At 71.3% G+C, this 25,371-nt stretch carries 25 protein-coding genes; 12 read left to right on the top strand and 13 right to left on the bottom strand.

What is annotated here, in order from left to right:
• Positions 1-51: 51 nt before the first annotated feature.
• Together ACFWJ8_RS16305 and ACFWJ8_RS16300 are read left to right on the top strand one after the other, a co-directional pair.
• Positions 52-906 (top strand): NAD-dependent epimerase/dehydratase family protein, encoded by an 855-nt coding sequence (locus tag ACFWJ8_RS16305; protein ID WP_378813491.1) that lies wholly within the window; start codon positions 52-54, stop codon positions 904-906.
• The gene (locus ACFWJ8_RS16300; protein ID WP_378813489.1) at positions 903-1,478 is read left to right on the top strand and encodes a DUF1992 domain-containing protein; all 576 of its coding nucleotides are present in this window, start codon (positions 903-905) and stop codon (positions 1,476-1,478) included. The genes ACFWJ8_RS16305 and ACFWJ8_RS16300 overlap by 4 nt, the downstream gene beginning before the upstream one ends.
• Positions 1,479-1,514: 36 nt before the next feature.
• Here ACFWJ8_RS16300 and ACFWJ8_RS16295 read toward each other — a convergent pair whose 3' ends face one another.
• On the bottom strand, positions 1,515-2,540 hold the full coding sequence (locus tag ACFWJ8_RS16295; protein WP_378813487.1) for a LacI family DNA-binding transcriptional regulator: 1,026 nt from the start codon (positions 2,538-2,540) through the stop codon (positions 1,515-1,517).
• A gap of 177 nt (positions 2,541-2,717) precedes the next feature.
• On the opposite strand from ACFWJ8_RS16295, the gene ACFWJ8_RS16290 reads away from it, so the two are divergent.
• Genes ACFWJ8_RS16290 through ACFWJ8_RS16275 form a run of 4 tightly spaced genes read left to right on the top strand, consistent with a single transcriptional unit; the run spans position 2,718 to position 7,853 of the window.
• The gene (locus ACFWJ8_RS16290) at positions 2,718-4,019 is read left to right on the top strand and encodes an ABC transporter substrate-binding protein (protein ID WP_378813485.1); all 1,302 of its coding nucleotides are present in this window, start codon (positions 2,718-2,720) and stop codon (positions 4,017-4,019) included.
• Positions 4,020-4,078: 59 nt separating this feature from the next.
• On the top strand, positions 4,079-5,011 hold the full coding sequence (locus tag ACFWJ8_RS16285; RefSeq protein WP_378813483.1) for a carbohydrate ABC transporter permease: 933 nt from the start codon (positions 4,079-4,081) through the stop codon (positions 5,009-5,011).
• Between the two features lie 11 nt (positions 5,012-5,022).
• The gene (locus ACFWJ8_RS16280; protein ID WP_378813481.1) at positions 5,023-5,916 is read left to right on the top strand and encodes a carbohydrate ABC transporter permease; all 894 of its coding nucleotides are present in this window, start codon (positions 5,023-5,025) and stop codon (positions 5,914-5,916) included.
• Positions 5,913-7,853 (top strand): glycoside hydrolase family 127 protein, encoded by a 1,941-nt coding sequence (locus tag ACFWJ8_RS16275; RefSeq protein ID WP_378813479.1) that lies wholly within the window; start codon positions 5,913-5,915, stop codon positions 7,851-7,853. The genes ACFWJ8_RS16280 and ACFWJ8_RS16275 overlap by 4 nt, the downstream gene beginning before the upstream one ends.
• Positions 7,854-7,863: 10 nt before the next feature.
• Here the strand turns inward: ACFWJ8_RS16275 and ACFWJ8_RS16270 are convergent, their stop codons facing one another.
• Together ACFWJ8_RS16270 and ACFWJ8_RS16265 are read right to left on the bottom strand one after the other, a co-directional pair.
• Positions 7,864-8,154, bottom strand: coding sequence for a DUF4287 domain-containing protein (locus tag ACFWJ8_RS16270; protein ID WP_378813477.1), 291 nt, complete (start codon positions 8,152-8,154; stop codon positions 7,864-7,866).
• Between the two features lie 36 nt (positions 8,155-8,190).
• The gene (locus tag ACFWJ8_RS16265; RefSeq protein ID WP_378813476.1) at positions 8,191-8,577 is read right to left on the bottom strand and encodes a cupin domain-containing protein; all 387 of its coding nucleotides are present in this window, start codon (positions 8,575-8,577) and stop codon (positions 8,191-8,193) included.
• A gap of 45 nt (positions 8,578-8,622) precedes the next feature.
• On the opposite strand from ACFWJ8_RS16265, the gene ACFWJ8_RS16260 reads away from it, so the two are divergent.
• Both ACFWJ8_RS16260 and ACFWJ8_RS16255 read left to right on the top strand, forming a co-directional pair.
• Positions 8,623-9,612 carry a DUF5937 family protein gene (locus ACFWJ8_RS16260; RefSeq protein ID WP_378813474.1) on the top strand — a complete coding sequence of 330 codons (990 nt, stop codon included), beginning with the start codon at positions 8,623-8,625 and terminating at the stop codon, positions 9,610-9,612.
• Between the two features lie 150 nt (positions 9,613-9,762).
• On the top strand, positions 9,763-11,034 hold the full coding sequence (locus ACFWJ8_RS16255) for an MFS transporter (RefSeq protein ID WP_378813472.1): 1,272 nt from the start codon (positions 9,763-9,765) through the stop codon (positions 11,032-11,034).
• 21 nt (positions 11,035-11,055) lie between these two features.
• On the opposite strand, the gene ACFWJ8_RS16250 is transcribed toward ACFWJ8_RS16255, so the two are convergent.
• From ACFWJ8_RS16250 to ACFWJ8_RS16220, 7 genes are all read right to left on the bottom strand, one after another.
• A complete protein-coding gene (locus ACFWJ8_RS16250; protein WP_378813470.1) occupies positions 11,056-12,072 on the bottom strand; it encodes a LacI family DNA-binding transcriptional regulator in 1,017 nt (338 codons plus the stop codon).
• A gap of 103 nt (positions 12,073-12,175) precedes the next feature.
• Positions 12,176-13,216: a galactofuranose ABC transporter, permease protein YjfF gene (gene yjfF / locus ACFWJ8_RS16245; protein ID WP_378813468.1), complete on the bottom strand. Its 1,041-nt coding sequence runs from the start codon at positions 13,214-13,216 to the stop codon at positions 12,176-12,178.
• On the bottom strand, positions 13,213-14,259 hold the full coding sequence (locus ACFWJ8_RS16240; protein ID WP_378813466.1) for an ABC transporter permease: 1,047 nt from the start codon (positions 14,257-14,259) through the stop codon (positions 13,213-13,215). The genes yjfF and ACFWJ8_RS16240 overlap by 4 nt, the downstream gene beginning before the upstream one ends.
• Entirely contained in the window at positions 14,256-15,857 is a 1,602-nt protein-coding gene (locus ACFWJ8_RS16235) for a sugar ABC transporter ATP-binding protein (protein WP_378813464.1), read from the bottom strand. Before ACFWJ8_RS16235 ends, ACFWJ8_RS16240 begins: the two co-directional genes overlap by 4 nt.
• A gap of 74 nt (positions 15,858-15,931) precedes the next feature.
• On the bottom strand, positions 15,932-16,924 hold the full coding sequence (locus ACFWJ8_RS16230; RefSeq protein WP_378813462.1) for an ABC transporter substrate-binding protein: 993 nt from the start codon (positions 16,922-16,924) through the stop codon (positions 15,932-15,934).
• Positions 16,925-17,187: 263 nt separating this feature from the next.
• On the bottom strand, positions 17,188-18,210 hold the full coding sequence (locus ACFWJ8_RS16225; protein ID WP_378813460.1) for an ion transporter: 1,023 nt from the start codon (positions 18,208-18,210) through the stop codon (positions 17,188-17,190).
• Positions 18,211-18,291: 81 nt separating this feature from the next.
• Positions 18,292-19,050, bottom strand: a complete 759-nt coding sequence (locus ACFWJ8_RS16220; protein WP_378813458.1) for a DUF1684 domain-containing protein — start codon at positions 19,048-19,050, stop codon at positions 18,292-18,294.
• A 143-nt stretch (positions 19,051-19,193) separates the two neighbouring features.
• On the opposite strand from ACFWJ8_RS16220, the gene ACFWJ8_RS16215 reads away from it, so the two are divergent.
• The 4 genes from ACFWJ8_RS16215 (at position 19,194) to ACFWJ8_RS16200 (ending at position 22,647) form a co-directional block, all read left to right on the top strand.
• Positions 19,194-19,583 (top strand): PadR family transcriptional regulator, encoded by a 390-nt coding sequence (locus ACFWJ8_RS16215; protein WP_378813456.1) that lies wholly within the window; start codon positions 19,194-19,196, stop codon positions 19,581-19,583.
• A gap of 1 nt (position 19,584) precedes the next feature.
• Positions 19,585-20,958: a permease prefix domain 1-containing protein gene (locus tag ACFWJ8_RS16210; RefSeq protein WP_378813454.1), complete on the top strand. Its 1,374-nt coding sequence runs from the start codon at positions 19,585-19,587 to the stop codon at positions 20,956-20,958.
• A gap of 73 nt (positions 20,959-21,031) precedes the next feature.
• Positions 21,032-22,099: a DNA polymerase IV gene (locus ACFWJ8_RS16205; protein ID WP_378813452.1), complete on the top strand. Its 1,068-nt coding sequence runs from the start codon at positions 21,032-21,034 to the stop codon at positions 22,097-22,099.
• Between the two features lie 254 nt (positions 22,100-22,353).
• Positions 22,354-22,647, top strand: a complete 294-nt coding sequence (locus ACFWJ8_RS16200) for a GIY-YIG nuclease family protein (RefSeq protein ID WP_378813450.1) — start codon at positions 22,354-22,356, stop codon at positions 22,645-22,647.
• Positions 22,648-22,835: 188 nt separating this feature from the next.
• Here the strand turns inward: ACFWJ8_RS16200 and ACFWJ8_RS16195 are convergent, their stop codons facing one another.
• From ACFWJ8_RS16195 to ACFWJ8_RS16185, 3 genes are all read right to left on the bottom strand, one after another.
• The gene (locus tag ACFWJ8_RS16195) at positions 22,836-23,975 is read right to left on the bottom strand and encodes an alcohol dehydrogenase catalytic domain-containing protein (protein WP_378813448.1); all 1,140 of its coding nucleotides are present in this window, start codon (positions 23,973-23,975) and stop codon (positions 22,836-22,838) included.
• 1 nt (position 23,976) lies between these two features.
• A complete protein-coding gene (locus ACFWJ8_RS16190; protein WP_378813446.1) occupies positions 23,977-24,729 on the bottom strand; it encodes an HAD-IA family hydrolase in 753 nt (250 codons plus the stop codon).
• Positions 24,726-25,371: FAD-dependent oxidoreductase (locus ACFWJ8_RS16185; protein ID WP_378813444.1), on the bottom strand; the 646-nt coding region annotated here is incomplete at its 5' end. The genes ACFWJ8_RS16185 and ACFWJ8_RS16190, both read right to left, overlap by 4 nt.

Genomic DNA, 25,371 nt, shown 5'->3' with positions numbered 1-25,371 from the left:
TCCTCTGCAGGCTCCCGGACCGGACCCGTCGCGAAGTGGCAGGGTGGAGTCATGCGCATCGCCCTCACCGGCTCGTCCGGAAAGCTCGGCACCGTGGTCGCGCGCGAGCTCCGCGTCGCCGGCCACGACGTCATCGGCCTCGACGTGGTGGGGGCCCGCGGGCCCGGCTTCGTCCAGGTCGACCTCACCGACTACGGACAGGTCGTCGACGCCCTGACCGCGGTGAACGACCGCCACGACGGGTTCGACGCGGTCGTGCATCTCGGCGCGATCCCGGCCCCCGGCATCCGCTCCGACGTCGCGACCTTCCACAACAACATGACCGCCACGTTCAACGTGTTCTGGGCCGCGGTGCGGCTCGGCATCCGCCGGATCGTGTACGCGTCGAGCGAGACGGTGCTCGGCCTGCCGTTCGACGTGCCGCCGCCCTACATCCCCGTCGACGAGGAGTACGCGCCGCGCCCCGAGTCGGTCTACTCGCTCGTCAAGACTCTCGAGGAGCGTATGGCGGTGGAGCTCGTCCGCTGGCACCCCGACCTGTCGATCACGGGCCTGCGGTTCTCGAACGTCATGGTGCCGGAGGACTACACGGCCTTCCCGTCGTACGACGACGACGCGACCAAGCGCAAGTGGAACCTGTGGGGGTACATCGACGCCTGCGACGGCGCGCAGGCCGTGGAGCGCGCTCTCGAGGTCGCGCCGCCCGGGTTCGAGACGTACATCATCGCCGCGGCCGACACCGTCATGTCGCGCCCGAACGCCGAGCTCGTCGCCGAGGTGTTCCCCGGCGTGCCGCTGGCCCGCGAGTTCGGCGAGCACGAGACGCTCCTCGCGATCGGCAAGGCGCGGCGTCTGCTCGGCTACGACCCGCAGCACTCGTGGCGGGACCACGTCTCGGGATCATGAGCGAAGACCCGCGCCTCGCCGCCGCCCGGTACCGCGCCGCCCACAGCGGCGAAGACGCCGACACGGAGGGGGATGCCGCGCACGCTGCGCGGGCGTACTCGGCGGCCGATCGCGCGGCGGTCGTCGAGACGGCGATCCAGCAGGCGATCCGCCGCGGCGAGTTCGACGACCTGCCGGGTGCCGGCAAGCCGCTGCCCGGGCTCGGCGACCATCACGACCCCGATTGGTGGATCCGCCGCAAGATCGAGACCGAGCAGCTCACCGGGCTCGGTCCGCCGGCGCTCATGCTCCGCGTCGAGAGCGAGGGGCTGGAGGCGAGCCTCGACCAGCTCACCCGCGAGTCTGAGGTGCGGGACGCGCTCGACGACTTCAACCGCCGCGTCGTCGAGGCCCGTCGTCAGCTGCTCGGAGGCCCGCCGGTGGTCACGCCGACGCGCGACGTCGAGGCGGAGGTGGCGGCGTGGGCGCTGCGCCGCAAGGCCCGCGCCGCGGCCGAGGCGGACGCGACGGCGGACGGCGGGGATGCCGCACCGCGGCGCCGCCGGCGGTGGTGGCGCCGCACGGAGGCGTAGCCGCGGCATCCCGCCCTCCGTGGACGGCGCAGGGACTCACCGCCGCGGGATCGTCGACCCGCGGATCACCAGGCGCACCGGCAGGTGGTGCGTGCCCTGGCCGATGTCGACGCCGTCGATGGCGTCGAACACGCGCTGCGCCGCCTGGCGGCCGAGCTGCTGCAGGTTGGCGTCGATGCTGGTCAGCTGCGGACGCGAGTTGGTCGCCAGCACCTCCCAGTTGTCGTACCCGATGACTGCGAGGTCGTCGGGGACGCTGCGGCCGAGATCCCGGGCCGTGTCGAGCACGCCGCGTGCGATCTGGTCGGACCCGCAGAAGACCGCGTCGACATCGGGGTGGCGCTGCAGCAGCATGGCCGCGGCATCCCGCCCCCAGTGCTCGGTCCACTCCGAGAACATCGGGTCGCCGACGAGCTCGAGTCCGGCCGCGTCGAGCGCCGCGCGGGCGCCGGCGATGCGGTCCTGCGCCGCCGCGTAGGCCGGGTCGCCCGTGATGTGGGCGATGCGGGTGCGGCCGCACGCGATGAGGTGCTCGATCGCCATGCGTCCGCCGACGTAGTTGTCGGGCGTGAGCGAGAGGTCGCGCGGATCGTCGGACGGCGCGTAGGCGTAGACCACAGGCACCGGGATCTCCTGCCCGAGCGACGGGCGCGGGTCGGTCTGGCGCCCGACGACGATGATGCCGTCGACGCGGCGGCTGAGGAGGGCCTTGAGGTGATGCTGCTCCCGGATCGCGTCGCCGCGCGCGTCGCACAGGAACACGTTGACCTGTCCGGCCCCGAACGCGTCTTCGGCGCCCATCAGGATCGGGATCATGAAGCGGCCCTCGAGGTCGCTCGTGAGCAGTCCCACGGTCCCGGTGCGGCCCGCAAGGAGCCCCTTGGCCATGGCGTTCGGGGTGAACGACAGCTCCTCGGCGGCGCGAAGCACGCGCTGCCGCGTCGCCACCGCGACGTCGTCGCGGTCGTTGAGCGCTTTGGACGCCGTCGCGATCGACACTCCCGCGAGCCTGGCCACGTCGCTGAGCGTGGCGGTCCTCGATCCCGTCTCGTTCGCTGCCACCGGCACCCCCTTCGGTGCTTAAACGTTATCGAAGACACTACTTGACGACACGATAACCCGGGCGATAGCTTGCACGAAATGGCTTTCGGAGATTTCGAAAGCCTCTTGCACCCCAACGCAGCGGTGCCGACCCGATCGGCGTCATCCGCTCGAAGAAGAGCCAGAGGAGACAGTTGCATGATCACCAACCGACGTCGTGCCGCGCTGCGTGCGGCCACGGCACTCGTCACGGCGGGCGCCCTCATCGGCGGCCTCGTCGCCTGCTCGGGGGGCGGCGACACCCCGACCCCGAACGAGTCGATCCCGGCCGAGGGCACCGACGACGGCTCGACGCTCACCCTGTGGACGCGGGCACCCCTCGAGAAGCAGGCCAATCTGCTCGTCGACGCCTACAACGCGTCGCACAAGAACCAGGTCGAGCTCACTGTCGTGCCCAATGACGACTACGTCGCGAAGGTCGGCGCGGCCGCCGGCTCCGGCGGGCTGCCCGACCTGTTCGCCGCCGACATCGTCTACGTGCCCAACTGGGTCGAACAGGGACTGTTCCAGGACCTCAGCGCCCAGATCGACGGCCTCGACTACAAGGACCAGATCAACCAGGGCCACCTGTCGGCGGGCACCGACGCCGACGGCAAGGAGCACGTCCTGCCGTTCGTGCTGGACCTGTCGATGCTGTTCTGGAACAAGGAGCTCTTCACCGAGGCGGGGCTCGACCCCGACAAGGCGCCCGCGACGATGGCCGAGTACGCCGATGCCGCGAAGAAGATCCAGGCGCTGGGCAAGGACGGTGTGTACGGCACCGCGACGGGCCTGAACTGCGGTGGATGCCTCGTCTTCACGTGGTTCCCGAGCATCTGGGCATCGGGCGAAGAGGTCCTGAGCGACGACGGGCGCGAGTCGCTGCTCGCGAACGACGCCGCCAAGGAGGTCTATGACACCTGGCGCGACCTGTGGGAGTCGGGCGCCGTGCTGCCGAGCTCGCAGGACGAGGCCGGTCCGACGTGGACCGCGGGCTTCACCGAGGGCAACGTGGGCCTGATGTTCTACCCCGCGACGCTGCTGTCGTCTACGCCGTTCGACGTGGGCGTGGCGGGCATCCCGGGCGTGGACGGCGGCGCCTCGACGTTCGTCGGCGGCGACGGCATCGGCGTCTCGAAGGACTCGAAGAAGGCCGCCCAGGCGTGGAACTTCCTCACGTGGCTGATGTCGGAGGACGCACAGGTCGGCGTGCTGGCGAAGGACAACGACGTGGTCTCGCGCGCCGACTTCGCCGACAACGAGTACGCGTCGAAGGACCCGCGCCTCGTCACCATCAACCAGGTCGCGGCGCAGGGCGACACCCCTGTGGCGCTCAACTTCCAGCAGGCGTTCAACGCACCCGGCAGCCCCTGGCTGACGCTCGTGCGCAATGCCGTGCTCGAAGGAACCGACACGGTCGACGCCGACAACGACGGCATCACCGAGATCCTCGCGCAGTGACCGACGGCGGTGGCCCGGGCGACCGGGCCACCGCCCCCATCCCCCGGAGAACGACAGCCATGACCGCCGAGACGCTGAGTCCGCCGACGAGTCCCCCGACCGTCCCGCCGCCACGACGCCGCAGCCCGCGCGCACGCCGGGATGCGCTGCGCGGGTGGCTGTACGCCTCGCCGACCGCGCTGTTCGTGGTGTTCGTGTTCCTCGTGCCGCTCGCGCTCGTGCTGCAGATGTCGGCCTCGGACTGGCCGCTGCTGTCGGGCAACCAGGGCTGGAACCTCCCCGAGAACTACGTCGACGCCGTCCAGCACCGCCTGTTCTGGGACGCCACCTGGTTCACGCTGAAGTACACCGTCATCACGACCATCCTCCTCATCGGGCTGGGCCTCGGGCTCGCCCTCCTGGTGCAGGAGTCGACACGGTGGAAGTCGATCCTCCGTACGTCGTTCCTCGTGCCGAGCGCACTCGGGCTGGCCTCGGCATCCCTCCTGTTCTACGTGCTGTACTCGCCGTACGCGGGACCCTTCGCCGACCTGATGCAGTCGTGGGGCTTCACGTTCCTCGGCACGCCGGAGGGCGCGCTGTGGTCCACGGTCTTCCTCATCGTGTGGCGCTACGCAGGCTTCTACATGCTGCTCATGCTGGTGGGCCTGCAGGCGATCCCCGACGACGTGTACGAGGCCGCCCGCATCGACGGCGCCTCGACGTGGCAGACGTTCCGCCGCATCACGCTGCCGCTCCTGCGCCCCACCTTCGCCCTCACGGTCGTGCTGTGCGTGACCGGGTCGCTGCTGGCGTTCGAGCAGTTCTACATCCTCACCAAGGGCGGGCCCGACAACAGCACGATGACGATCGTCCAGCTGATCTACAACGTCGCCTTCCAGGGCCAGAACAACCTCGGCATCGCCGCGGCACTGTCGGTCATCGTGCTGCTCGCCCTGATCCTCATCAACATCGCCCAGCTGCGCGCGTTCCGCCGCACCGACGAGGACTGAGACCTCCCGCCATGTCTGTGCAGACCCTTCCCTCCGCGACCCGGCTCATCCGGGTGCAGCCGTCTCGGCGCGGCCGGCGTTCGCCGGCGATGCGTGTCGTGTTCGGCATCCCGTACGCGGTGCTGACCACCGCGCTCGCGATCATGTTCCTGTACCCGCTCATCTGGACGGCCGTGTCGTCGGTCGCCCCGCGCGCGGGCACCAGCCAGCCCGAGGGCTGGGGCTTCGGCAACTACGCCGCCCTCGCGAACTACCAGGCCGGCATCTGGGTGTACCTCGGCAATTCGACGTTCGTGGCGCTGCTCACGGTGCTGCTCACCCTCGTGGTCTCGACCCTCGGCGGGTACGCGTTCGCGCGCTTCAGCTTCCCGGGCAAGAACCTGCTGTTCCTCACGGTGCTCGCGATCCTGATGGTGCCGTACACGACGCTGCTCATCCCGCTGTACGTGATCCTCAACGCGGTCGGGCTCAGCAACTCCCTCGTCGGCGTGGCGATCGTGCTGACGATGTTCCAGTTGCCGTTCTCGATGTTCATGATGCGGATCTCGTTCGAGTCGGTCCCTCGCGAGCTCGACGAGGCGGCGATGGTCGACGGCGCGACGACCTTCGGGGCGCTCCGGCGCGTGCTGCTGCCGGCCGTCAAGCCGGGCCTCATCACGGTCGGCATGTTCGCCTTCCTCGCGGCCTGGAACGACTTCATGGCGCCCCTCATCCTCATCACCGACACGAACCGGATGACGCTGCCGCTGGCTGTTTCCAACCTCCGCGTGCAGGTGCAGGGCGTCATCGACTACGGCGCGACCGAGGCGGGGGTCGTCGTGCTCGCGCTCCCCTGCATATTGCTGTTCCTCGTGCTGCAGCGCCATTACGTCCGCGGATTCATGTCGGGAGCCTTCAAGGGATGACCATGCAGACCACCACCACTCCTCAGGCACCCGTCGCACCGGTGCGCGGGCGGCTTCGCCCTCTCGGCCAGAGCGAGGTGCGCATCACGGGCGGGTTCTGGGGCGACCGGCAGACGGTCAATGGCAGCGCCACGCTCGAGCACATCCAGTCCCGGCTGGAGTCCGAGGGGTGGCTCGGCAACTTCGACCGCGCGGCTGCCGGCACGCTGCCGGCAGGCCGTCGCGGGCGCGAGTTCTCGGACTCCGAGGTGTACAAGTTCCTCGAGGCGCTCTCGTGGGAGATCGGCCGCACGGGCGACCCCGCGCTGGAGGCCCGGCTGCGCACCGTCGTTGCGCGCGTGGCGGCGGCGCAAGAGCCCGACGGGTACCTCAACACGATGTTCGGCCGTCCCGGGCAGGGCGAGCGCTGGTCCGACCTCGAGTGGGGGCACGAGCTGTACTGCCTCGGACACCTGTTCCAGGCCGCTGTGGCGCGCAGCCGCACCCGGCCGGGTGCCGACGACGGGCTGCTCGGGATCGCCGTGCGCGCGGCCGACCTCGTGTGCGAGGTGTTCGGCGCGGACGGGCGCGACGCGATCTGCGGGCACGCCGAGGTCGAGGTGGGGCTGGCCGAGCTCTCCCGCGCGACGGGCGATCCGCGGTACCTCGAGCAGGCGCGCGTGTTCGTCGAGCGTCATGGCCGCGGCACGCTGCGCGACATCGAGTGGGGCCGCAAGTACTTCCAGGACGACGTGCCGGTGCGCGACGCGGGGTCGCTGCGCGGGCACGCCGTGCGCGCCAACTACCTCGCCGCGGGTGCGGCCGACGTCGCCGTCGACACCGGCGACGACGACCTCCTCGGGGCGCTGCGCCGGCAGTGGGAGCACACCGTCGCGCGCCGCACCTACGTCACCGGCGGTCAGGGCTCGCATCACCAGGACGAGGCTTTCGGCGAGGACTGGGAGCTGCCCGCCGACCGCGCCTACTCCGAGACGTGCGCGGGCGTCGGCTCGATCATGTTCGCGTGGCGCCTGCTGCTCGCCGGCGGGGATCCCCGCCAGGCCGATCTCATCGAGCGCACGCTTTACAACGTCGTGGCGACCTCGCCCGCCCCCGACGGGCGCGCGTTCTTCTACGCCAACACGCTGCATCAGCGGGTGCCGGGCGTGCCCGCCGACCCCGACGAGACGTCGCCGCGCGCCTCCTCGTCGCTGCGCGCGCCGTGGTTCGAGGTGTCGTGCTGCCCGCCGAACGTCGCCCGCACGCTGGCGAGCCTCGACGCGTACGTCGCGACCGCCGACGACGACGGCGTGCAGCTGCACCAGTACGCGCCGGCCTCGGTGCGAACGACGCTCGCCGGCGGCCGCGTCGTGGCGTTCGACGTCGAGACGGACTACCCCGCGTCGGGAGCGGTCCGCGTGGTCTCGCGGGCGGATGCCGCCACCGCCGCCCCGTGGACGCTCACGCTGCGCGTGCCCGCGTGGGCGACCGGCGCCCGGGTGCGCGTGCTGCCCGCAAACGGCGCGGCCGCCGAGGAACGCGCCGCGGCGCCCGGCACGGTCGAGGTGCGCCGCGCGTTCGGTCCGGGGGACGTGGTCGAACTCGTCCTCCCGATCGAGCCGCGGCTCACGGCGCCCGACGCGCGCATCGACGCCGTGCGCGGGTGCGTCGTCGTCGAGCGAGGGCCCGAGGTGCTCGCCCTGGAGTCGGTCGACGTCGGCGAGGACGCCGACGTGTCGCGTCTCGCGCTCGCGTCCGGCGCCCAGCCGTCCGAGCGCGACGGCCGGGTGTGGATCGAGGTGGTGACGCGCGGCGACGACGACGCCGGGTGGCCGTACGGCGGGCCGGACGAGGAGCCGCGGGAGGCGGCATCCCGGACCGTCCCTCTCGTGGCGTACCACGAGTGGGCCGAGCGCGGACCCTCGACGATGCGCGTCTGGATCCCCACGGAGACCTGAGCGGGCGCGCTCAGGGGTTCGGGTTCGTCGCCTTGCCGTCGAGCCACAGGACGTTCGTGACGTCGGAGTGGGTGCCGTCGGTGCCGACGTGCTTCTCGCTGATCTGCGGCCCCTTCGTGATGACGTGCACCAGGGCCATGGCGTGCCCGCGGCCGAGGCCGTAGTCCGCGGCGAGCCACTCGACGATGGGCGCGGCCTTGGTCTTCTCGTCGAAGCCCTTCTCGTGCGCCTCGTCGACGAGCTGGCGCGGCGTGCGCCCGGTCTTGGTCTCGATGTTGTCGAGGTATGCCTGGAACGACATTGTTCTTCTCCTGGTTGTCTCGGACGCTGTGTTGTCTCAGTTGCTGTCGCCGGGGATGTCGAGCACTCCAGGAGCATCCTTCCACTCCTGGATGATGCGGTCGGAGGCGTGGATGCCGAGGACCCGCAGTCGGCCGGTGCCGCAGTTCTTGAATCCGTGCCACACGTTCGCGGGTCCGGTGGCGGTGTCGCCGGCGACGGCGTGCAGCACGTCGTCGCCGATCGTGATGCGCGCTTCGCCCTCGAGGATCACCCACGTCTCGGGGTACGGGTGGCGGTGGAGGTCGGGGCCTTCGCCGGGCGCGTTGTCGACGTAGAAGTACGACACGGCCGCGTCGTGCTCGGCACCGATGAAGCGGCGGGTGCGCCCGGTGCCGATGCCGAGCGCGGCGGCCGGGACGATGGCGGGGGTTGCGGTGTTCATGTCTTCAGCCTCGTGGGGCGGCATCCCTCGCCCTATAGTTTCGATGTGGATCGAAAGTACGTCGACTTCCTGCTCGCGCCGGACGACCTCACCGCGATCCGGTTCGGCATCTCGCCGGGCCACGAGCTGTGCCACGCGGTGCGCGCGATCCTGCGGCCCGACGAGTACCCGCTGCAGTGGGGGTGGATGCGCGCGAACCGGGGCGCCATCCCCCGCGAGGACTTCGAGGTGCTCGCGCTGCTGATCCGCGACGAGGGCTACTTCCCCGACTTCCTGACCACCACGCCGACGTGGGAGCTCACGCCGGAGGCCGAGGCGGAGCGCCTGCGCGACATCGACGACGAGCGCTTCGCGGTCGACATGACCAAGGTGCTGGTGCGGTCCGAGGGCGCGCGTCGCACCGCCGTGCAGCACATGCTCGACCAGCCCGACCGCGCCCGCGCGATGATCGCCGACGCCTGGCTGTCGGTGTGGAACACCGCGATCGCCCCCGTGTGGCCGCAGCTGGAGCGCCTCCTGCGCGCCGACATCGCGGTGCGCTCGCGCCGCATCGCCGAGAGCGGCATCGGCGACATGGTCGGAACCCTGCACGACCGCGTCGCGTGGGCGGACGGCGCCGTGCGCGTCACCATGCGCATCTGGAGCGAAGTGGTCGACTGCCACGGCAGCGGGCTCGTCCTGGTGCCGTCGGTGATGGGCACGGCCGGATGCTTCGTGCTCACCGAGCCGCCCGCCCAGCCCACGCTGTTCTACCCGGCGCAAGGGGTCACCGCGACATGGGCGCGCGACGCGGCCGACGTCGCCGGGGCGCTGGGCGCACTGCTCGGACCCGCCCGGGCCCGCATCCTGCTCGAGGCGCACGAGCCGCGCACCACCTCGCAGGTCGCCCGCGACACCGGCCTCGCGATCTCGACCGCGTCGCACCACCTGACGGTGCTCCGCGACGCGGGGCTCGTCGCCAGCACGCGCGACGGGGCGCGTGTGCTGCATCGCCGCAGCCCGCTGGGCGAGGCGATGGTCGGCGCGGTGCGGTAGACCCCTGGATGCCGCCACCCGGCCGCTGCCCAGGCGGCCCCGGTAGACTGGCCGGGCCATCCCCGATGTGCATCTACCTGCCCGCGCCGTCCTGCGCGGGGCAAGGCGGCACGATCAGCCGCCGCCGGCGGCCAGAGAGCCAGGAGCAAGATGCACACCGCCATGTCGCCCACCGACACCCGGGCGTCCCGCACACAGCCGCGTGCCGGACGCGGACCGAGCCTCATCCGCGAGGCCGGCTACGCGTACTTCCCGATCGCGCTGATCGCCCGCCTGCCGTTCGCGATGATGGTCGTCGGCATCCTGACCCTCGTCGTGTCGGCGCGCGGCTCGCTCGCCCTGGGCGGCGCGACGAGCGCCATGACGGGTCTCGGCACCGCGCTCGTCGGCCCGCTGCTCGGCGCCGCGGCCGACCGGTTCGGCCAGCGCCGCGTGCTGCTCATCGCCGGGTCGGCGAACAGCGTGCTGCTCGCGGCGATGGCGTGGCTCGCCTTCGCCCCGGTGGCGGATGCCGCCCTGCTCGGTGCCGCGTTCCTCATCGGCGCGACCATGCCCCAGGTGTCGCCGCTCTCGCGCAGCCGCCTCGTGGGCATCATCGGCCGCGCATACCCGAAGGAGCGCCGCACGCCTGTCGTCAACGGCGCGATGGCGTACGAGTCCGCCGCAGACGAGATCGTCTTCGTCTTCGGTCCGGTGATCGTCGGCCTGCTCGCGACGACGCTGAACCCGGCCGCGCCGGTCATCGGCGCCGCCGTCCTCGCGCTCGTGTTCGTGAGCGCGTTCGCACTCCACCCCACCGCCCGCACCGTCTCGGCGCACGACGACGCCCGCCCGGCGCAGGCACCGGCGCGTGAACTGTTCCGCGCCCGCGTGCTCGCCCCGGCCGCCGGTGCGCTCGGCATGGGCCTCTTCTTCGGGTCGATGCTCACGTCGCTCACGGCGTTCATGGCCGAGCGCGGTGTGCCCGAGCAGGCGGGCCTCGTCTACGGGGCGATGGGCATCGGATCGGCGGCGCTCGCCCTGGGCGTCGCGCTCTTCCCGGCCCGGTTCACGCTGTCCGCGCGCTGGCTGACGTTCGCCGCGATCCTCGTCGCCGGCACGCTCGCGCTGCCCTTCGTCGACAGCGTCGGCGCGATCGCCGTCGCGCTGCTGGTCATCGGCGTCGGCATCGGTCCGACGCTCGTCACGCAGTACAGCCTCGCAGCCGCGTACAGCCCGCAAGGCCGATCGGCCACCGTCATGACGATGCTCGGCTCGGCCGTCGTGGTCGGCCAGTCGGCGGCATCCGCCCTCGTCGGCCTGGTCGCCGAGAGCGCGGGGGCGGGCGCGGCACTCGTCGCGCCGGCGGTCGCCGCCGGGGTCGTGCTGGCCGCGGGTGTCTGGAACCTGCTCGCCACCCGCCGCCTCACCCGCGCGCACTGATCCGCGGGCCGGCGCCGCGGCTCAGACCTCGCGCGTGCTGGCGCGCACGATCAGCTGCGGCACACGAGTGGGCGGCGGTGCCGTCGCCTCCTCGTCCTGCAGCTGCGTGAGCACCGCGGCCATGGCATCGCGGCCGAGGCCCACGAAGTCCTGCCGCACCGTCGTGAGCGGCGGCGAGAAGTGTGCGGCCTCGGGGATGTCGTCGAAGCCGACCACGCTGACGTCGTCGGGCACACGCAGGCCGGCATCGGCCAGCGCGTGCAGCAGGCCGAGCGCCATCTGATCGTTCGCGACGAACACGGCCCCGGGCACGCCGGCGCGCACCAGCTCGGCGCCGATGCGGTAGCCCGCCTCGGGCGACCAGTCGCCGCGCTCGGGCTCGCGCCCGGCGATCCCCGCCTCGGCGAGCCGGTCGCGCCACCCGCGCAGCCGCTCCTCGGCGTCCATCGAGCCGTCGGGCCCGGCGATGTGGGCGATGTCGCGATGCCCGGCCGAGAGCAGGTGCGACACCGCGGTGCGCGCGCCCTGGTACTGGTCGAGGGCTACCCGGATGCCGCGTCCTCGCGACTCCGATGCGATCGACACGAGCGGCACGCCGAGCTCCCACCCGTCGAAGGCGTCGAGGGCCGCCCGCTCGGCGGCGAGCAGCACGATCGCCTCGACGTTCTGGCGGATGAGCATCTCGGTCGCCGAACGCAGGGTCGCCGCCGCCGCGTCGGCCGGGTTCGTCGCGATCACGGCGTAGCCCGCGTCGCGCGCGGACTCGTTGAAGTTCAGGACGACGCTCGACGGCCCGTAGTCGGGCAGCCCCGTCGCGACGAGCCCGATGGTGCGGGAGCGCCGCGTCACGAGGGCACGCGCGGCCTGCGACGGCACGTAGCGCAGCTGCGTGATGGCGTTCTCGACGCGCTCGCGGGTGGCGGGGCGCACGTTGGGCAGGTCGTTGAGCACGCGCGACACGGTCTGGTGCGAGACGCCGGCGAGGCGCGCGACGTCGAAGATCGTCGCGACGCGGTTGCGGTCGCCGTTCGCGCTCACGTGCTCCGCTCGCTCCCCTCGGGAGCGTCGTGTTGCGTCCCGTCCCCCATTATCGCGGGATGCCGCCTGCCGCGGCCGAAGGCCCCGCCCGAGCCGCCCGCCGTCATCGTCGCCGCGCCGTCAGCACGCGCTGCAGCGCGATGAACACGAGGAGCAGCACCCCGATGAAGATCTTCGTCCACCACGACGACAGCGTGCCCTCGAACGAGATGATCGTCTGGATGATGCCGAGCACCAGCACGCCGAGCACCGAGCCGAGCACGAACCCGTACCCGCCCGCGAGCAGCGTGCCGCCGATGACGACAGCGGCGATGGCGTCGAGCTCCGTGCCGATCGCGGTGAGCGGGTAGCCCGACAGCGTGTAGAAGGTGAACAGGACGCCCGACAGTCCCGAGCAGAACCCGCTCACGACGTACACGAGCACCTTGGTGCGGGCGACCGGCAGCCCCATGAGCATGCCGCTCTGCTCGCCGCCGCCGATCGCGTACACGGTGCGCCCGAACCGGGTGCGGTGCAGCATCCACACCGCGATCACGACGACGACAACCGCGATCACGACGCTCCACGTGATCGACATGCCCCCGCCGAGCGGCAGGCGGCTGACCGCCAGTGCGATGAAGGCGGGGTCGCTGATGGCGATCGAGCTCTGGCTGATCACGTAGCAGAGCCCGCGAGCGAGGAACATGGCCGCCAGCGTCGCAATGAACGGCTGCACCTTGAAGTAGTGGATCATCAGCCCGACGAGCAGTCCCAGCACGCTCGTCGCGAGGAGGATCAGCGGGATCACGACGACGGGCGGGAGCCCCGCCTGCAGCAGGCTGGCGGCGATCATCGTCGACAGCGCGACGACCGCGCCGACAGACAGGTCGATGCCGCCGGTCAGGATGACGAACGTCATGCCGACGGCGAGCACGATCAGGTACGCGTTGTCGACGAACAGGTTGAGCAGCACCTGGCCGCTGAGGAACCCGGGGTAGCGGATGCCGCCGATCAGGAACACTGCGACGAACAGCACCGCGGTCACGAGCACGGGCCCGTACTTGGGGCTGGTGAACGCGTCGCGCACGCGCGCGCCGAAGCCGGTGGGCTTTCGTGCCGCGCCGCGGGCGGGGAGGGTCGGCGGGGCCGGAGTGAGAGTCGTCATGCGGATGCCACGCCCTTTCCTGCGCGGACGGCGAGGCTTCGCCGGAACGATGCGAGCGCCTGGTTGGTCGTCGGCGACTGCAGCAGACAGACGACGGTGACCACGGCGGCCTTGAACACCATGGTCGCGATCGGCGGGATGCCGACCGTGTAGACCGTGGTCACGAGCGTCTGGATGACCAGCGCCCCGACGAGCGTGCCGGCGAGCGAGTAGCGGCCTCCCGCGAGGGAGGTGCCGCCGATCACCACGGCGAGGATCGCGTCGAGCTCGATGAACAGCGCGGCGTTGTTGGCGTCGGCGGCCATCGTGTTGGCCGTGAGGATGAGTCCCGCGACCGCGGCGCACACGGCCGAGAACGTGTACACGGCGAACAGCAGGCCGCGCGCCCGGATGCCCGCCTGGCGGGACGCCTCGGGGTTGATGCCGACGGCCTCGATCATCATGCCGAGCGCGGTGCGGCGCGTGAGCGTCGCGGCGAGCGCGAAAACGGCCGCGGCGATGTAGACGGCGATCGGGATGCCGAACCAGAAGCCCGAGCCGAGGGCCTTGAACGGCGGGCTCGTCACGGTGAGGATCTGGCCCTCGGTGATGAGCATCGCGACGCCGCGCCCCGCGGTCATGAGGATGAGGGTGGCGATGATGGGCTGGATGCCGAGCACGGCCACGAGGAAGCCGTTCCACACTCCCAGCACGAGCGAGATGAGCAGGGCCACGACGATCGCGACGGCGACGGTCGCCGGGTTGCCCGGATCGGGCGAGCCGAGCAGGATGCTGCACGCCACTGCGCCCGAGATCGCGGCCACGGCCCCGACCGACAGGTCGATGCCGCGCGTCGCGATGACCAGCGTCATGCCGATCGCGACGATGAGCGTCGGGGCGCCGTTGCGCAGGATGTCGATGAGGCTGCCGTACAGGTTGCCGTCGCGCACGGTGATGGAGAAGAAGCCGGGCACCGCGATCACGTCGATGATCAGCAGCACTGCCAGCATCACGAGCGGCCAGAACAGCCGGCTCGCGGCGAGGCGGGCCAACAGAGCGGTCATGCGGGTTCCTCCGCGGTCGCAGGGGTGGGATCGGGCACGGTGTCGGCGTCGTCGCTGCCGTCGGCGATGAGGGCGAGCAGGCTGTCGACGGTGAGGTCCTCGTTGGCGAGGTCGGCCACCTTGCGGCGGTCGCGCATCACGACCACACGGTGGCTGAGTCGCAGCACCTCTTCGAGCTCCGCCGAGATGTAGACGACGCTCATGCCGTTCTCGGCGAGGCTCACGACGAGCTTCTGGATCTCGGCTTTGGCGCCGATGTCGATGCCGCGCGTCGGCTCGTCGAGGATCAGCAGGCGCGGCGCCACCGCGAGCCAGCGGGCGAGCAGCACCTTCTGCTGGTTGCCGCCCGAGAGGTTGCGCACGACGGCGTCGGCGTCAGCGGGCCGGATGCCGAGAGCCTGGATGTAGCTCTGCGCGAGCTCGTCCTGTCGCTTCTTGGGAATGGGGCGGAACCAGCCGCGATCGGCCTGCAGCGCGAGGATGATGTTGTCGCGCACGGTGAGCTCGTCGACGATGCCCTCCGAACGGCGGTTCTCGCTGGAGAAGGCGATGCGCCGCGACAGCGCCTGTCGCGGGCTGCGCAGCCGCGTCGCGTCGTCGCGGACCGTCAGCGTGCCGCTGTCGACGCGGTCGATGCCGCCCAGAAGGCGGGCGACCTCGGTGCGTCCGGAGCCGAGGAGGCCCGCGAAGCCGACCACCTCGCCCTCGTGGATCGTCACGTCGACGGGACTCACCGCGCCTCGGCGACCGATGCCCCGGGCCTTCAGGAACACGGTCGGGTCGCCGGCATCCGATTCGGATTCGCGGACGCGCTGCTCGAGGTCGTCGAGCGTGGTGATCTCCTTGCCGATCATCTTCTGCACGAGGTCGATGCGCAGGAGCTCGGGGGTCAGGTACTCGCCGACGAGCCGGCCGTTGCGCAGCACCGTGAGGCGGTCCGCGATCTCGTACACCTGGTCGAGGAAGTGCGACACGAACAGGATCGCGACGCCCGCCTCCTTGAGCGAGCGGATGATGCGGAACAGCTCGGCCACCTCGTCGGCGTCGAGGCTCGACGTGGGCTCGTCGAGGATCAGCACGCGCGCGTCGATGTTGATGGCGCGGGCGATGGCGATCAGCTGCTGGATCGCGAGCGAGTGCGCGCCGAGGAGCGACCCGGGGTCGACGTCCAGCCCGAGTCCGGCGAGCACCTCGCGCGCCCGCGCCCGCATGCGGCGCGTGTCGATCGCGCCGAAGCGGCGCGGCTCGCGGCCGAGCATGATGTTCTCGGCCACCGACAGGTTGGGCAGGAGGTTGACCTCCTGGTACACCGTCGAGATGCCGGCGTCCTGTGCCTGCGCGGTCGAGTGGAACCACACCTCCTCGCCGCCGAGCACGATCGTGCCCGAGTCGATCTGATAGACGCCGGTGAGCGCCTTGATGAGGGTCGATTTGCCGGCGCCGTTCTCGCCCATGAGCGAGTGCACCTCGCCCGGGAACATGCGGAACGAGACGGTGTCGAGTGCCTTCACACCGGGGAACGAGATCGAGATGTCGGTCATCTCGACGACGGGCTCGGGGGCGCCGTCGGGGGCGGGCGGGCGCGTGTGGTCGGTCATCCTGGGTTCTCCGTCGAACGGGGACTTCGGCGTGACGAGGGACGGATGCCGCGGCATCCGCCCCTCGTGCGCGCTCAGTACTTGCGGTCGGGCAGGGCCTCGATGGCCTGCTCCTGGGTGAACGTCGTCTCTTCGGTGATGATGCGCGGCTCGACCGTGCCGCCGTCGTTCAGGGTCGTGATGATGTCGACGAGCTGCGCGCCGAGCAGCGGCGAGCACTCGACGATGAAGTTGATCTTGCCATCCGCGAGCGCCTGCATGCCGTCGTGCACGGCGTCGACCGTGACGATCTTGATGTCCTTGCCCGGGACGAGACCTGCGGCCTCGATCGCCTCGATCGCGCCGAGGCCCATGTCGTCGTTGTGGGCGTAGACGAGGTCGATGTCGGGCTGCGACTTGAGCATCGCCTCCATGACCTGCTTGCCGCCGGCACGGGTGAAGTCGCCGGTCTGGCTCGCGACGACCTTGAGGTTCTCGTTCTGACGGATGACGTCGGCGAAGCCCTCGGCACGGTCGATCGCGGGAGCGGCGCCCGTGGTGCCCTCCAGCTGCACGATGTTGACCGGCCCGGTGGCGTCCTTGTACTCGTCGAGCGTCCAGAGTCCGGCCTTCTTGCCCTCCTCGATGAAGTCCGAGCCCAGGAACGACACGTAGAGCGACGTGTCCTTGCTGTCGACGGCACGGTCGGTGAGGATCACCGGGATGCCGGCGGCCTTGGCCTCGTTGAGCACGGCGTCCCAGCCGGTCTCGACGACGGGCGAGAAGGCGATGTAGTCGACGCCCTGCTGGATGTACGACCGGATCGCCTTGATCTGGTTCTCCTGCTTCTGCTGGGCGTCCGAGAACTTGAGTTCGATCCCGGCCTCCTTGAAGGAGTCCTGGATGTCTTTCGTGTTGGCGGTGCGCCAGCCGGACTCCGCGCCGACCTGGGCGAATCCGACGACCAGGTCGCCGACCGCCTTGGGGCCGTCGCCGCCGGCGCTGTCGCCGCCGTCGCCCGAGCTCGCGCAGCCCGCGAGGCCGAGGATCAGCGCAGCGGCTGCGGCGATCGAGAGCAGCTTCTTCATGTGAGTGAACCTCTCTGTTCAGGTGGGGTGCGGCGCGTTCCGCCGTGCACCGGAGGGATGCCGCATCGCTGTGGTTCCGGCGGGCCGACGGTGGCCGCGATTCAGGATGTTAGCGCTCACTGTTAGCGCTCACAAGACCTGAACGCCCGTCATCATGCAACGAACACGTAACGGATGTGAGCGCAAACATTCGGGCGCTCAGATGCCGGGCGGCGATCCGCAGGCCACCGGGTGGAGTGATCGCGCCGGACGCGCGGCGTACTTCAGGGTCCAGACTGGGCCAGGAGCCGGCGGATCTCGGCGTTCGTCGCCTCGGACTGCTCCAGCAGGGCCTGCAGGCGCGCGGCATCGACGCCGGCCACGGCGTCCGCCTTCGCCACGGCGTCGGCGTCGGCGTCCGCAGCAGGATCGGCGGCAGCTCCCGCCCCCTTGGCCACGGCGCCCGCGACGGCTCCGGCGGCGACGCCTCGCGACGCGGCGTCCGCGAGCGTGGCCGCCGCGGCGTCGGCGCCGGCGGCGGCAGCGGAGGTCTCGCCCGCCGCGGGGGCGGCGGCAGCGGAGGTCTCGCCCGCCGCGGGGGCGGCGGCATCCCCCTCGCCGTCGGCGGGAGCGTCGGCCTTCGACGGCCCGAGGAACAGGTTCGCGAGGTAGCCGGTGAACGTGCCGAAGATGCCGACGCCGACGATGATGATCATCGAGCCGAGCAGTCGCCCGAGGTTGGTCACCGGGAAGGTGTCGCCGTAGCCGACGGTGGCGATCGTGACGATCGTGTACCAGAGCGCGTCGGATGCCGTCGTGATGTTGGAGCCTTCGGCGTGCTCCTCGATCGCCAGCATCGTGATGCTGCCGAACTGCAGCACCAGGATGCCCATGAGCAGCAGGGTCATCAGGGCGCTGTTGGCGCGATCCTTGACGAGCGTGCGCACGAGGCTGCGCACACCGAGCTTGCGCAACAGACGATAGACGCGCATCAGGCGGAAGATGCGCAGGATCTTGAACTCGGCGAACGGCAGGCTCGCCAGCAGGTCGGCCCAGCCGAAGTCGCGGAAGAAGTACCTGCTCGCCGACGGCGCCGTGAAGATCCGGTAGATGAAGTCGATCAGGAAGATGACGCTGAACAGGCCGTTCATGACGCTCAGCACGGTCTGCAGCGACGGGTCGCTGCGAAACACGTACACCAGCACGAGGTTCAAGATCGACAGGATCGACAGGACCCCGATGAAGATCTCGTACGCGGTGTTCTTCAGTTCCGAGCGGACCTTCTTCGGCTTCGCGCTCCTGGCCATCGTGCCCGCCCCTCCGACTCGATCACGGGCCGGAGTGCCGCCCGCGGGCACCATTGTGGCGCATCGCGGAGCGGCGCAACGTCAGGCGCGGTCGGCGATGCGCTCCCCCGCCTCGACGCGGACCGCGAGTCGGTTGTTGAGCGGCGGCAGCGGGCACACGTAGTGGTCGCTGAATGCGCACGGCGGCAGATAGGCGCGGTTGAAGTCGACGGTGACGGTGCCGTCGGCCGCGGGCACGTCGATCGGCAGGAACCGGAACCGGTAGGCGTCGACATTGCTGGTGCCGTCGGCGATCACGGCCTCGAGCTCGTCGTCGAGGTCGCCCCACACCGTGAGCTCGACGGCCTCGCCACCCACCTCGAGGGCGATGGTGCCGACAGCCGGCTCTTCACGCTCATAGCCGTCGACGCTCTCGATCACGATCGACTGCCCTTCGGCCGCCGGGTGGAAGACGCCGGCGACGGCCCAGGCGTCGTCCTCAGGGAACGAGAGGATGCCGCGCAGCGAGGTGCGTCCGGGCGCCTCGGGGTCGAACACGCGCAGCGCCGGGGCGCCGCCGCGGTTGATGGCCTTGAGCCGCAGCGCGCCCACGTCGAGGTGCTCGCCGGCCGACAGCGTCACCTCGGACGCCTCCCCCGGAAGACCGGTCCCCACGACGCGGCCGTCCTCGCCGCGCCACAGCCCGGGCGCGCCGTCATAGGCGCGCGGCTCGGCATCCAGCCAGTGCGTGTGGCGCAGCGCCGCGGTGCCGTGCGGGGCCGAGACGACCGCCCAGCGCTGGTCGGTAGCGGAGGGGGCTTCGACGGCAGCGGCGTCGGGGGTGCTCACGGGCGAGGTCATACTCCATCCCAACACGTCTCCCGGGGCGGAATTCCCCAGCGCCGCCTGTCACGTCATGCGGCGTCACGCCCATTACCTTGCACTTCTAGGTAACTTGTACTTCTATGTACCTAGCTGTTCTAGGTGTTCATGAGGGAGACGAGATGAAGATCGGCAAAGACCTGGTCGCTGCGGCGGCGACGCCGATGGTGCTCGGCATCCTCGCCGAAGGCGAGTCGTACGGGTACGCGATCCTGCAGCGCGTGGGCGAGCTGTCGGGCGGTGAACTCGAATGGAGCGACGGCATGCTGTACCCGCTCCTGCACCGGCTGGAGCGGCTGGGCCACGTCGAGTCGTCATGGGGCGCCTCGCCGAGCGGCCGCCCGCGAAAGCACTACCGGCTCAGCCCCGAAGGACGCGCGGCGTTCGCCGAGCAGCGACGCCAGTGGAGCGTCGTCAGCAAGGCGCTGCAGCAGGTGTGGCCTGGGCGCGACGGCGCCGACCGCAAGAACGGCACCGACTTCTTCGGCGCCCCTGCGCTCGGAGGTGCCTGACATGGGCGATGACCTCGACCCGCGCACCGAGGAGCAGATCTCGACCTGGCGCGCCTACGTGTCGCGACGGGAGGCGATCGACGGCCGGGACGTCGACGAGCTCGAGGATCATCTGCGCGGCGAGATCGGCCGGCTGGCGGCATCCGGTCTCGACGCCGACGAGGCGTTCCTCGTGGCCGTGAAGCGACTCGGCGGGCTCGACGACCTCTCGCGCGAGTTCGCCCGCGAGCACTCCGAGCGCCTGTGGAAGCAGCTCATGCTCGCCGACGAGCCGGCCGCCCCGCGCGCCGGCGGACTGGCGCTGGCCGTCGGGCTCGCGATCGGCGCCGCGGTCGCCGTCAAGGTGCCGGCGCTGTTCGGCATCGGCTTCGCGGACCCCGGCGACTTCTACCCGCGCTTCCTGCCGCTGCTGATCCTGCCGTTCGTGGCCGTGTACTTCCTGGTGCGCCGGCGGGCGACGGTCGCGACGGTCGCGGTGGTCGCCGCGCCGTTCGTCGCGGCGGCCGTGCTCATGGCCGTCTACCCGTTTCAGCCCGACGCCGCCACGCTCGTGCTCGCGACGACGCACTGCGCGGTCGCGCTGTGGCTGGTGATCGGCATCGCCTACGTCGACGGACGCGTGCGCTCCAGCCGTGCGCGCATGGACTTCATCCGCTTCACGGGCGAATGGGTCGTGTACCTCGCGCTCATCGCCCTCGGCGGTGGCGTGCTCATCGCTCTCACGATGGGCGTGTTCGCCGCGATCGGCGTGGACGCCGCCGAGTTCACGCAGGAGTGGATGCTGCCGTGCGGCGTCGCCGGAGCCGTCGTGGTCGCGGCCTGGCTCGTCGAGGCCAAGCAGAGCGTCATCGAGAACATCGCCCCGGTCCTGACGAAGCTCTTCACGCCGCTGTTCACGCTGCTGCTGCTGGCCTTCATCGTCGCCGGCATCGTGCAGGGGGTCAGTACCGCCTCGGGCGTCGAGGTGTTCGGGCAGCGCGACCTGCTGATCCTGTTCGACGTCGTGCTCGTGGTGGTCGTCGGACTGCTGCTGTATGCCCAGTCGGCGCGCGATCCGCTCGCCCCGCCGTCGTGGTTCGACCGCATGCAGCTGGTGATGGTCGCCGCGGCGATCGTCGTCGACCTCATGGTGCTGATCGCGATGATCGGCCGCATCGCGGAGTGGGGTGCGAGTCCCAACAAGCTCGCCTCGCTCGGGTTGAACGTCATCCTGCTGGCGAACCTCGCCGGGGCCGCGTGGCTGCAGTTGCGCTTCGCGATGCACCGTGCGCCGCTGGAGCGTCTGGAACGCTGGCAGACGGGATTCCTCCCGGTCTACCTGGCGTGGGCGGCCATCGTGGTCGTCGTGTTCCCGCCCGCCTTCGGGTACGTATGAGGACGGTGGATGCCGCGGCCGCCGGCATCCCCGTCCCTTTCACCATGTCGGCACCAGGCCATAGCCTCGGGACATGCACACGTGGGTGCTGCACGTCGACCTCGACCAGTTCATCGCGGCGGTCGAGATCCTGCGTCGGCCGGAGCTGGCCGGCAAGCCGGTGATCGTGGGCGGCCGGGGCGATCCCACCGAACGCGCGGTCGTATCGACGGCGTCGTACGAGGCGCGCGAGTTCGGCGTCGGGTCGGGCATGCCGCTGCGCATCGCGGCGCGGAAGATCCCGGATGCCGTCATCCTGCCCGTCGACGCGCCGACGTACCTCGCCGCGTCCGAGGAGGTCATGGCGACCCTGCGCGACCAGCCGGGCGCCGTCGTGCAGGTGCTCGGGTGGGACGAGGCATTCGTCGGCGTCGAGACGGACGACCCGGAGGGGTATGCCCGCCGGTTGCAGGCGGACGTGCTGGAGCGGACGCGGCTGCACTGCAGCGTGGGCATCGGCGACACCCTCGTGCGCGCGAAGGTGGCGACGGGCTTCGGCAAGCCGCGCGGTGTCTTCCGGCTCACCGCCGGCAACTGGCTCGACGTGATGGGCGGGCGTCCGGTCGTCGACCTGTGGGGCGTCGGCTCGAAGGTGTCGAAGCGGCTGGGGCTGCTCGGCATCCGCACGGTGTCCGAGCTCGCCGCCGGCGACGAGGACGCGCTGGTGGCCGAGTTCGGGCCCAAGATGGGGCTCTGGTACCGGCAGCTCGGTCGCGGCGACGGCAGCTCCGTCATCGACGACACCCCGTGGGTGGCGCGCGGCCACAGCAAGGAGACGACGTTCCAGACCGACATCGTGGATCCCGCCGACATCGAGCGCGAGGCGAGGCGCCTGCTGGATCAGGTGCTCGCCGAGGTCGCCGCCGACGAGCGGCCCGTCGTCGGGCTCGGGCTCAAGGTGCGCTACGCGCCGTTCCTTACGAAGACGTTCACGAAGAAGGTCGCCTCGACCTTCGACCGCGACACCGTGATCGCACGGGCGATGGAGCTGGTCGCCAAGATCGAACCCGGCCGCCCGATCCGACTGCTCGGCATGCGCGCCGAGATGGCGATGCCCGACGACGCGCGCGACGGCCACACCCCGACCCGCAGCGGCTGGTGACCGACTGTCAGAGGCGAGGTCGATCTCCGGACTCCCGCTCCCTGAACCTGTCGACAGGCCCGGCGATCGATCTCCGGACTCCCGGTCCCTGAGCCTGTCGAAGGGCCGCACCCACCTTTCCGGCGCCTCGACGAAGACACGCCCCGCTCCGGGCTCTGGAGTTCCGCTCCTCCACACAGGTGGACTCGGGGCGCCGCTCCACAGATCGATGGCCGCCGTCTGCGAGCGGTGGTCGTGCACGCGATCGTGAACGTATGGCTTGGACGTACATTCTTCGCTGCCGGGACGGGAGCTACTACACGGGCAGCACGGAGAAGCATCCAGACGTGCGACTCTGGGAGCACAACAACGACGATGAGCTCGCCGCAGCGTTCACACGCAAGCGTCGACCGGTCGAGTTGATCTACGCGGAGGAGTTCGCGCGGGTCGATGAGGCGTTCCGTCGTGAGAAGCAGTTGCAGGGCTGGTCACGCGCCAAGAAGGATGCGCTGATCGAGAGGCGGGGCGCAGACCTTCCTGCTCTGTCTCGGTCTCGACAACGCCGGTAGACCCGGCACCCGAGGCAGGATCCCGTCGCGCAGAGACTGGACGCTTCGACGGGCTCAGCGACCGCAATTGTCCCCTCCACGAGCTCCACGTTTCGACAGGCTCAGCGACCGCACAAGGCCGATCTACGAACTCCACGCTTCGACAAGCTCAGCGACCGGAACGTGGAGTACCCGTCATCGGGCGGTGGTCAGAGGCGTGGGTCGATCGCGACACGGACGTCGGCGCCCGTCGCGGCGTGCTCCAGGGCGGCGTCGAGGTCGGCCAAGGGGTGCGGGCGCCCGACGAGCTGCGCGAACGGGTAGCGGTGGGCGTGCTCCTGCAGGAACGCCACCGCCCCCGCGAGATCGTCGGCGTCGTAGTTGTGCACGCCGCGGACCGTCGTGAGGTTGCGCACGGTGTGTTCGGGGTCGAGCGCGTACGCCGGGCCCGGCGATACGCTGCCGACGAGCACGACGACCCCACCAACGCCGATGCCGTCGAACGCGAACGCCACGGCGCTGGCCGCGCCCGACGCCTCGACCGCGATCGTCACCTCGCGCGCCCGCAGCCGTCGGAGCGCCCGGGCAAGCGCACCGGGCTCGACGGGATCGATCATCGCCGCGGCACCGAACGAGCGTGCCAGGGTGCGCCGCGCGGGGTCGGGGTCGGCGACCACGACGCGGGCCCCCGCTCCTGAGGCGATCGCGGTCGCGGTGAGGCCGATGAGCCCCGCCCCGGTCACGAGCATGACCGCGCCGTCAGGGTCGACGACATCGGCGGCCCGGTCGACCGCCGCCCACGCCGTGGCCGCCGCACACGTGGCCGGCGCGAGCACGGCCGCGGGCAGCGTCTCGCCCACGCGCACGATCGCCGTTCCGGCGCGCAGGTGCACGTGGGTCGCGAACCCGCCTGACAGCTCCCAGCGCGGCGCCACGCGTTCGTGGCCGTACTTGAGCAGCTGCCGGCACTTCTGGTGCAGGCCTCGCGCGCACCGGTCGCAGCGGCCGCACGAGGCCATGATCGACCACACGACGCGGTCGCCCACGGCCAGGCGCACGCCGTCGGTGGCACGCACGTCGTCGAGCACCGCGACGATGCGCCCGACGAACTCGTGACCCAGCACGAGCGGGGTCGGCGCCTTGCGATGACCCGCGACGGTGTGCACGTCGGACCCGCACACGGTGGCGAGTTCGACCTCGACGAGCACGTCGCCCTCCGCGAGCCGAACACCCGGGACGGCGATGGTCTCGTGCCGCCGCCCGTGCCCGAGCCACACCATGGCGGTCGCCGGCGGCGAGAGCGCGACGTCGCGCGCTGCCGTCGCCGGCACGGCGACCGGCAGGGCCACGTCAGGCGTCGATTCCGAACGGCGCGGCCAGTCCCAGCAGCTCGGGCAGCCGCGTGACGTCGTCCACGACGGCATCCGCTCCCGCATCGGCGAGCGCGTCGCGGTCGTGGGCGCCGGTCAGCACGCCCACCACGAGTCCTGCCCCGGCGGCACGTCCCGAGGCGATGTCGCTGGTCGTGTCGCCCACGACGACGACGGATGCCACACCCGACGCCTGCGTGCGCAGCAGCGCCGTCAGCACGAGGTCGGGCGCGGGCCGGCCGCGGCCCGCGTCGACGGGCGACAGGGCGGCGTTCACGAGGGGACGCCAGCCGAGGCCGTCGAGGATGGCGTCGCGGGTCGCGGGGGCGAACCCGGTCGTGAGCACGACCGAGAGCCCGGCCGCGCGCAGCGCCTCGAGGGTCTCGCGCGCACCGGCGATCGGCTCGACGCCCTCCGTCGCGATGAGGTCGGCGTACGCGCGCTCGAACGCGGCGGTCGCCTCCTCGGCGCGCACGACGTCGCCGCCGGCGAGGTGGGTGAACACGTCGATCTTGGACTGGCCCATCGTGCGACGGACGTAGTCGAGGGCGTCGGCCCACGGCATCCGCTCCGCGACGCCGGTCTCGGCGGCGGCGCGCTCGAACGCCCGCTCGACGACGCCGTCGTCGCGCACGGTGGTGCCGGCCATGTCGAGCACGACGAGCTCGACGGGGGCGAGCGGGCGGGAGGAGGCGGGGGCGGCGCTCACGTGGGCGGCGGCGGGGACGGTCATCGGGGGGATCCTTCCGTGGCGGGGGTGGAGGCGGACTCGGCGACGGCGCCGAGGCGGGGGGCGAGGGTGGTCTCGGCAAGGCCGAGTCCCGTGGTCATGCCGATGCCGGTGGTGGCGGCGAGCACGATCACGTCGGGTTCGGGCTCGGCGACGAGGAAGTCGGCGGGGCCGCTGGCGTACACGCCCTGCCACCGCTCTACGACGCGGGGGCGGGCGCCGAACAGCGCCTCGAACTCCTCGAGCAGGAGGTCGGCGGCCGTCTCGGGCTGGAACGGCGGGATGCCGGCGCCCTTGCAGTGCGTGTCGCCGACGATCACCGTGCCATCGGGCAGCTGCGTGTACATCTGGTTGAGGTCGAGCGCGGCCAGATCCGGACGCTCAGCGTGCAGCCGTTCGCGCACGGCGCGGGCGGCGTCGAGCCCCGCGAACCGCCCGTACCGTACGAGCGACCATCCCGTCAGCAGTGGAGCGGGAACGGATGCCGCCTCCGCGCGCACGCGCAGCATGTCGAGGCCGCAGCGCACGACGCCGACGGACTCGGCGAGCTCCGGCAGCAGCTGGTCGAGGTCGTGGTTGACGGCGACGACGACGAGTGCGGCATCCACGGGTCCTCGCGTCGTCTCGACGCGGCCGGTGCGGACG

Source organism: Microbacterium sp. NPDC058389 (genome assembly GCF_042722305.1).
In the GTDB taxonomy this organism is placed as follows: domain Bacteria; phylum Actinomycetota; class Actinomycetes; order Actinomycetales; family Microbacteriaceae; genus Microbacterium.
This window is presented reverse-complemented; position numbering and strand designations above follow the sequence as displayed.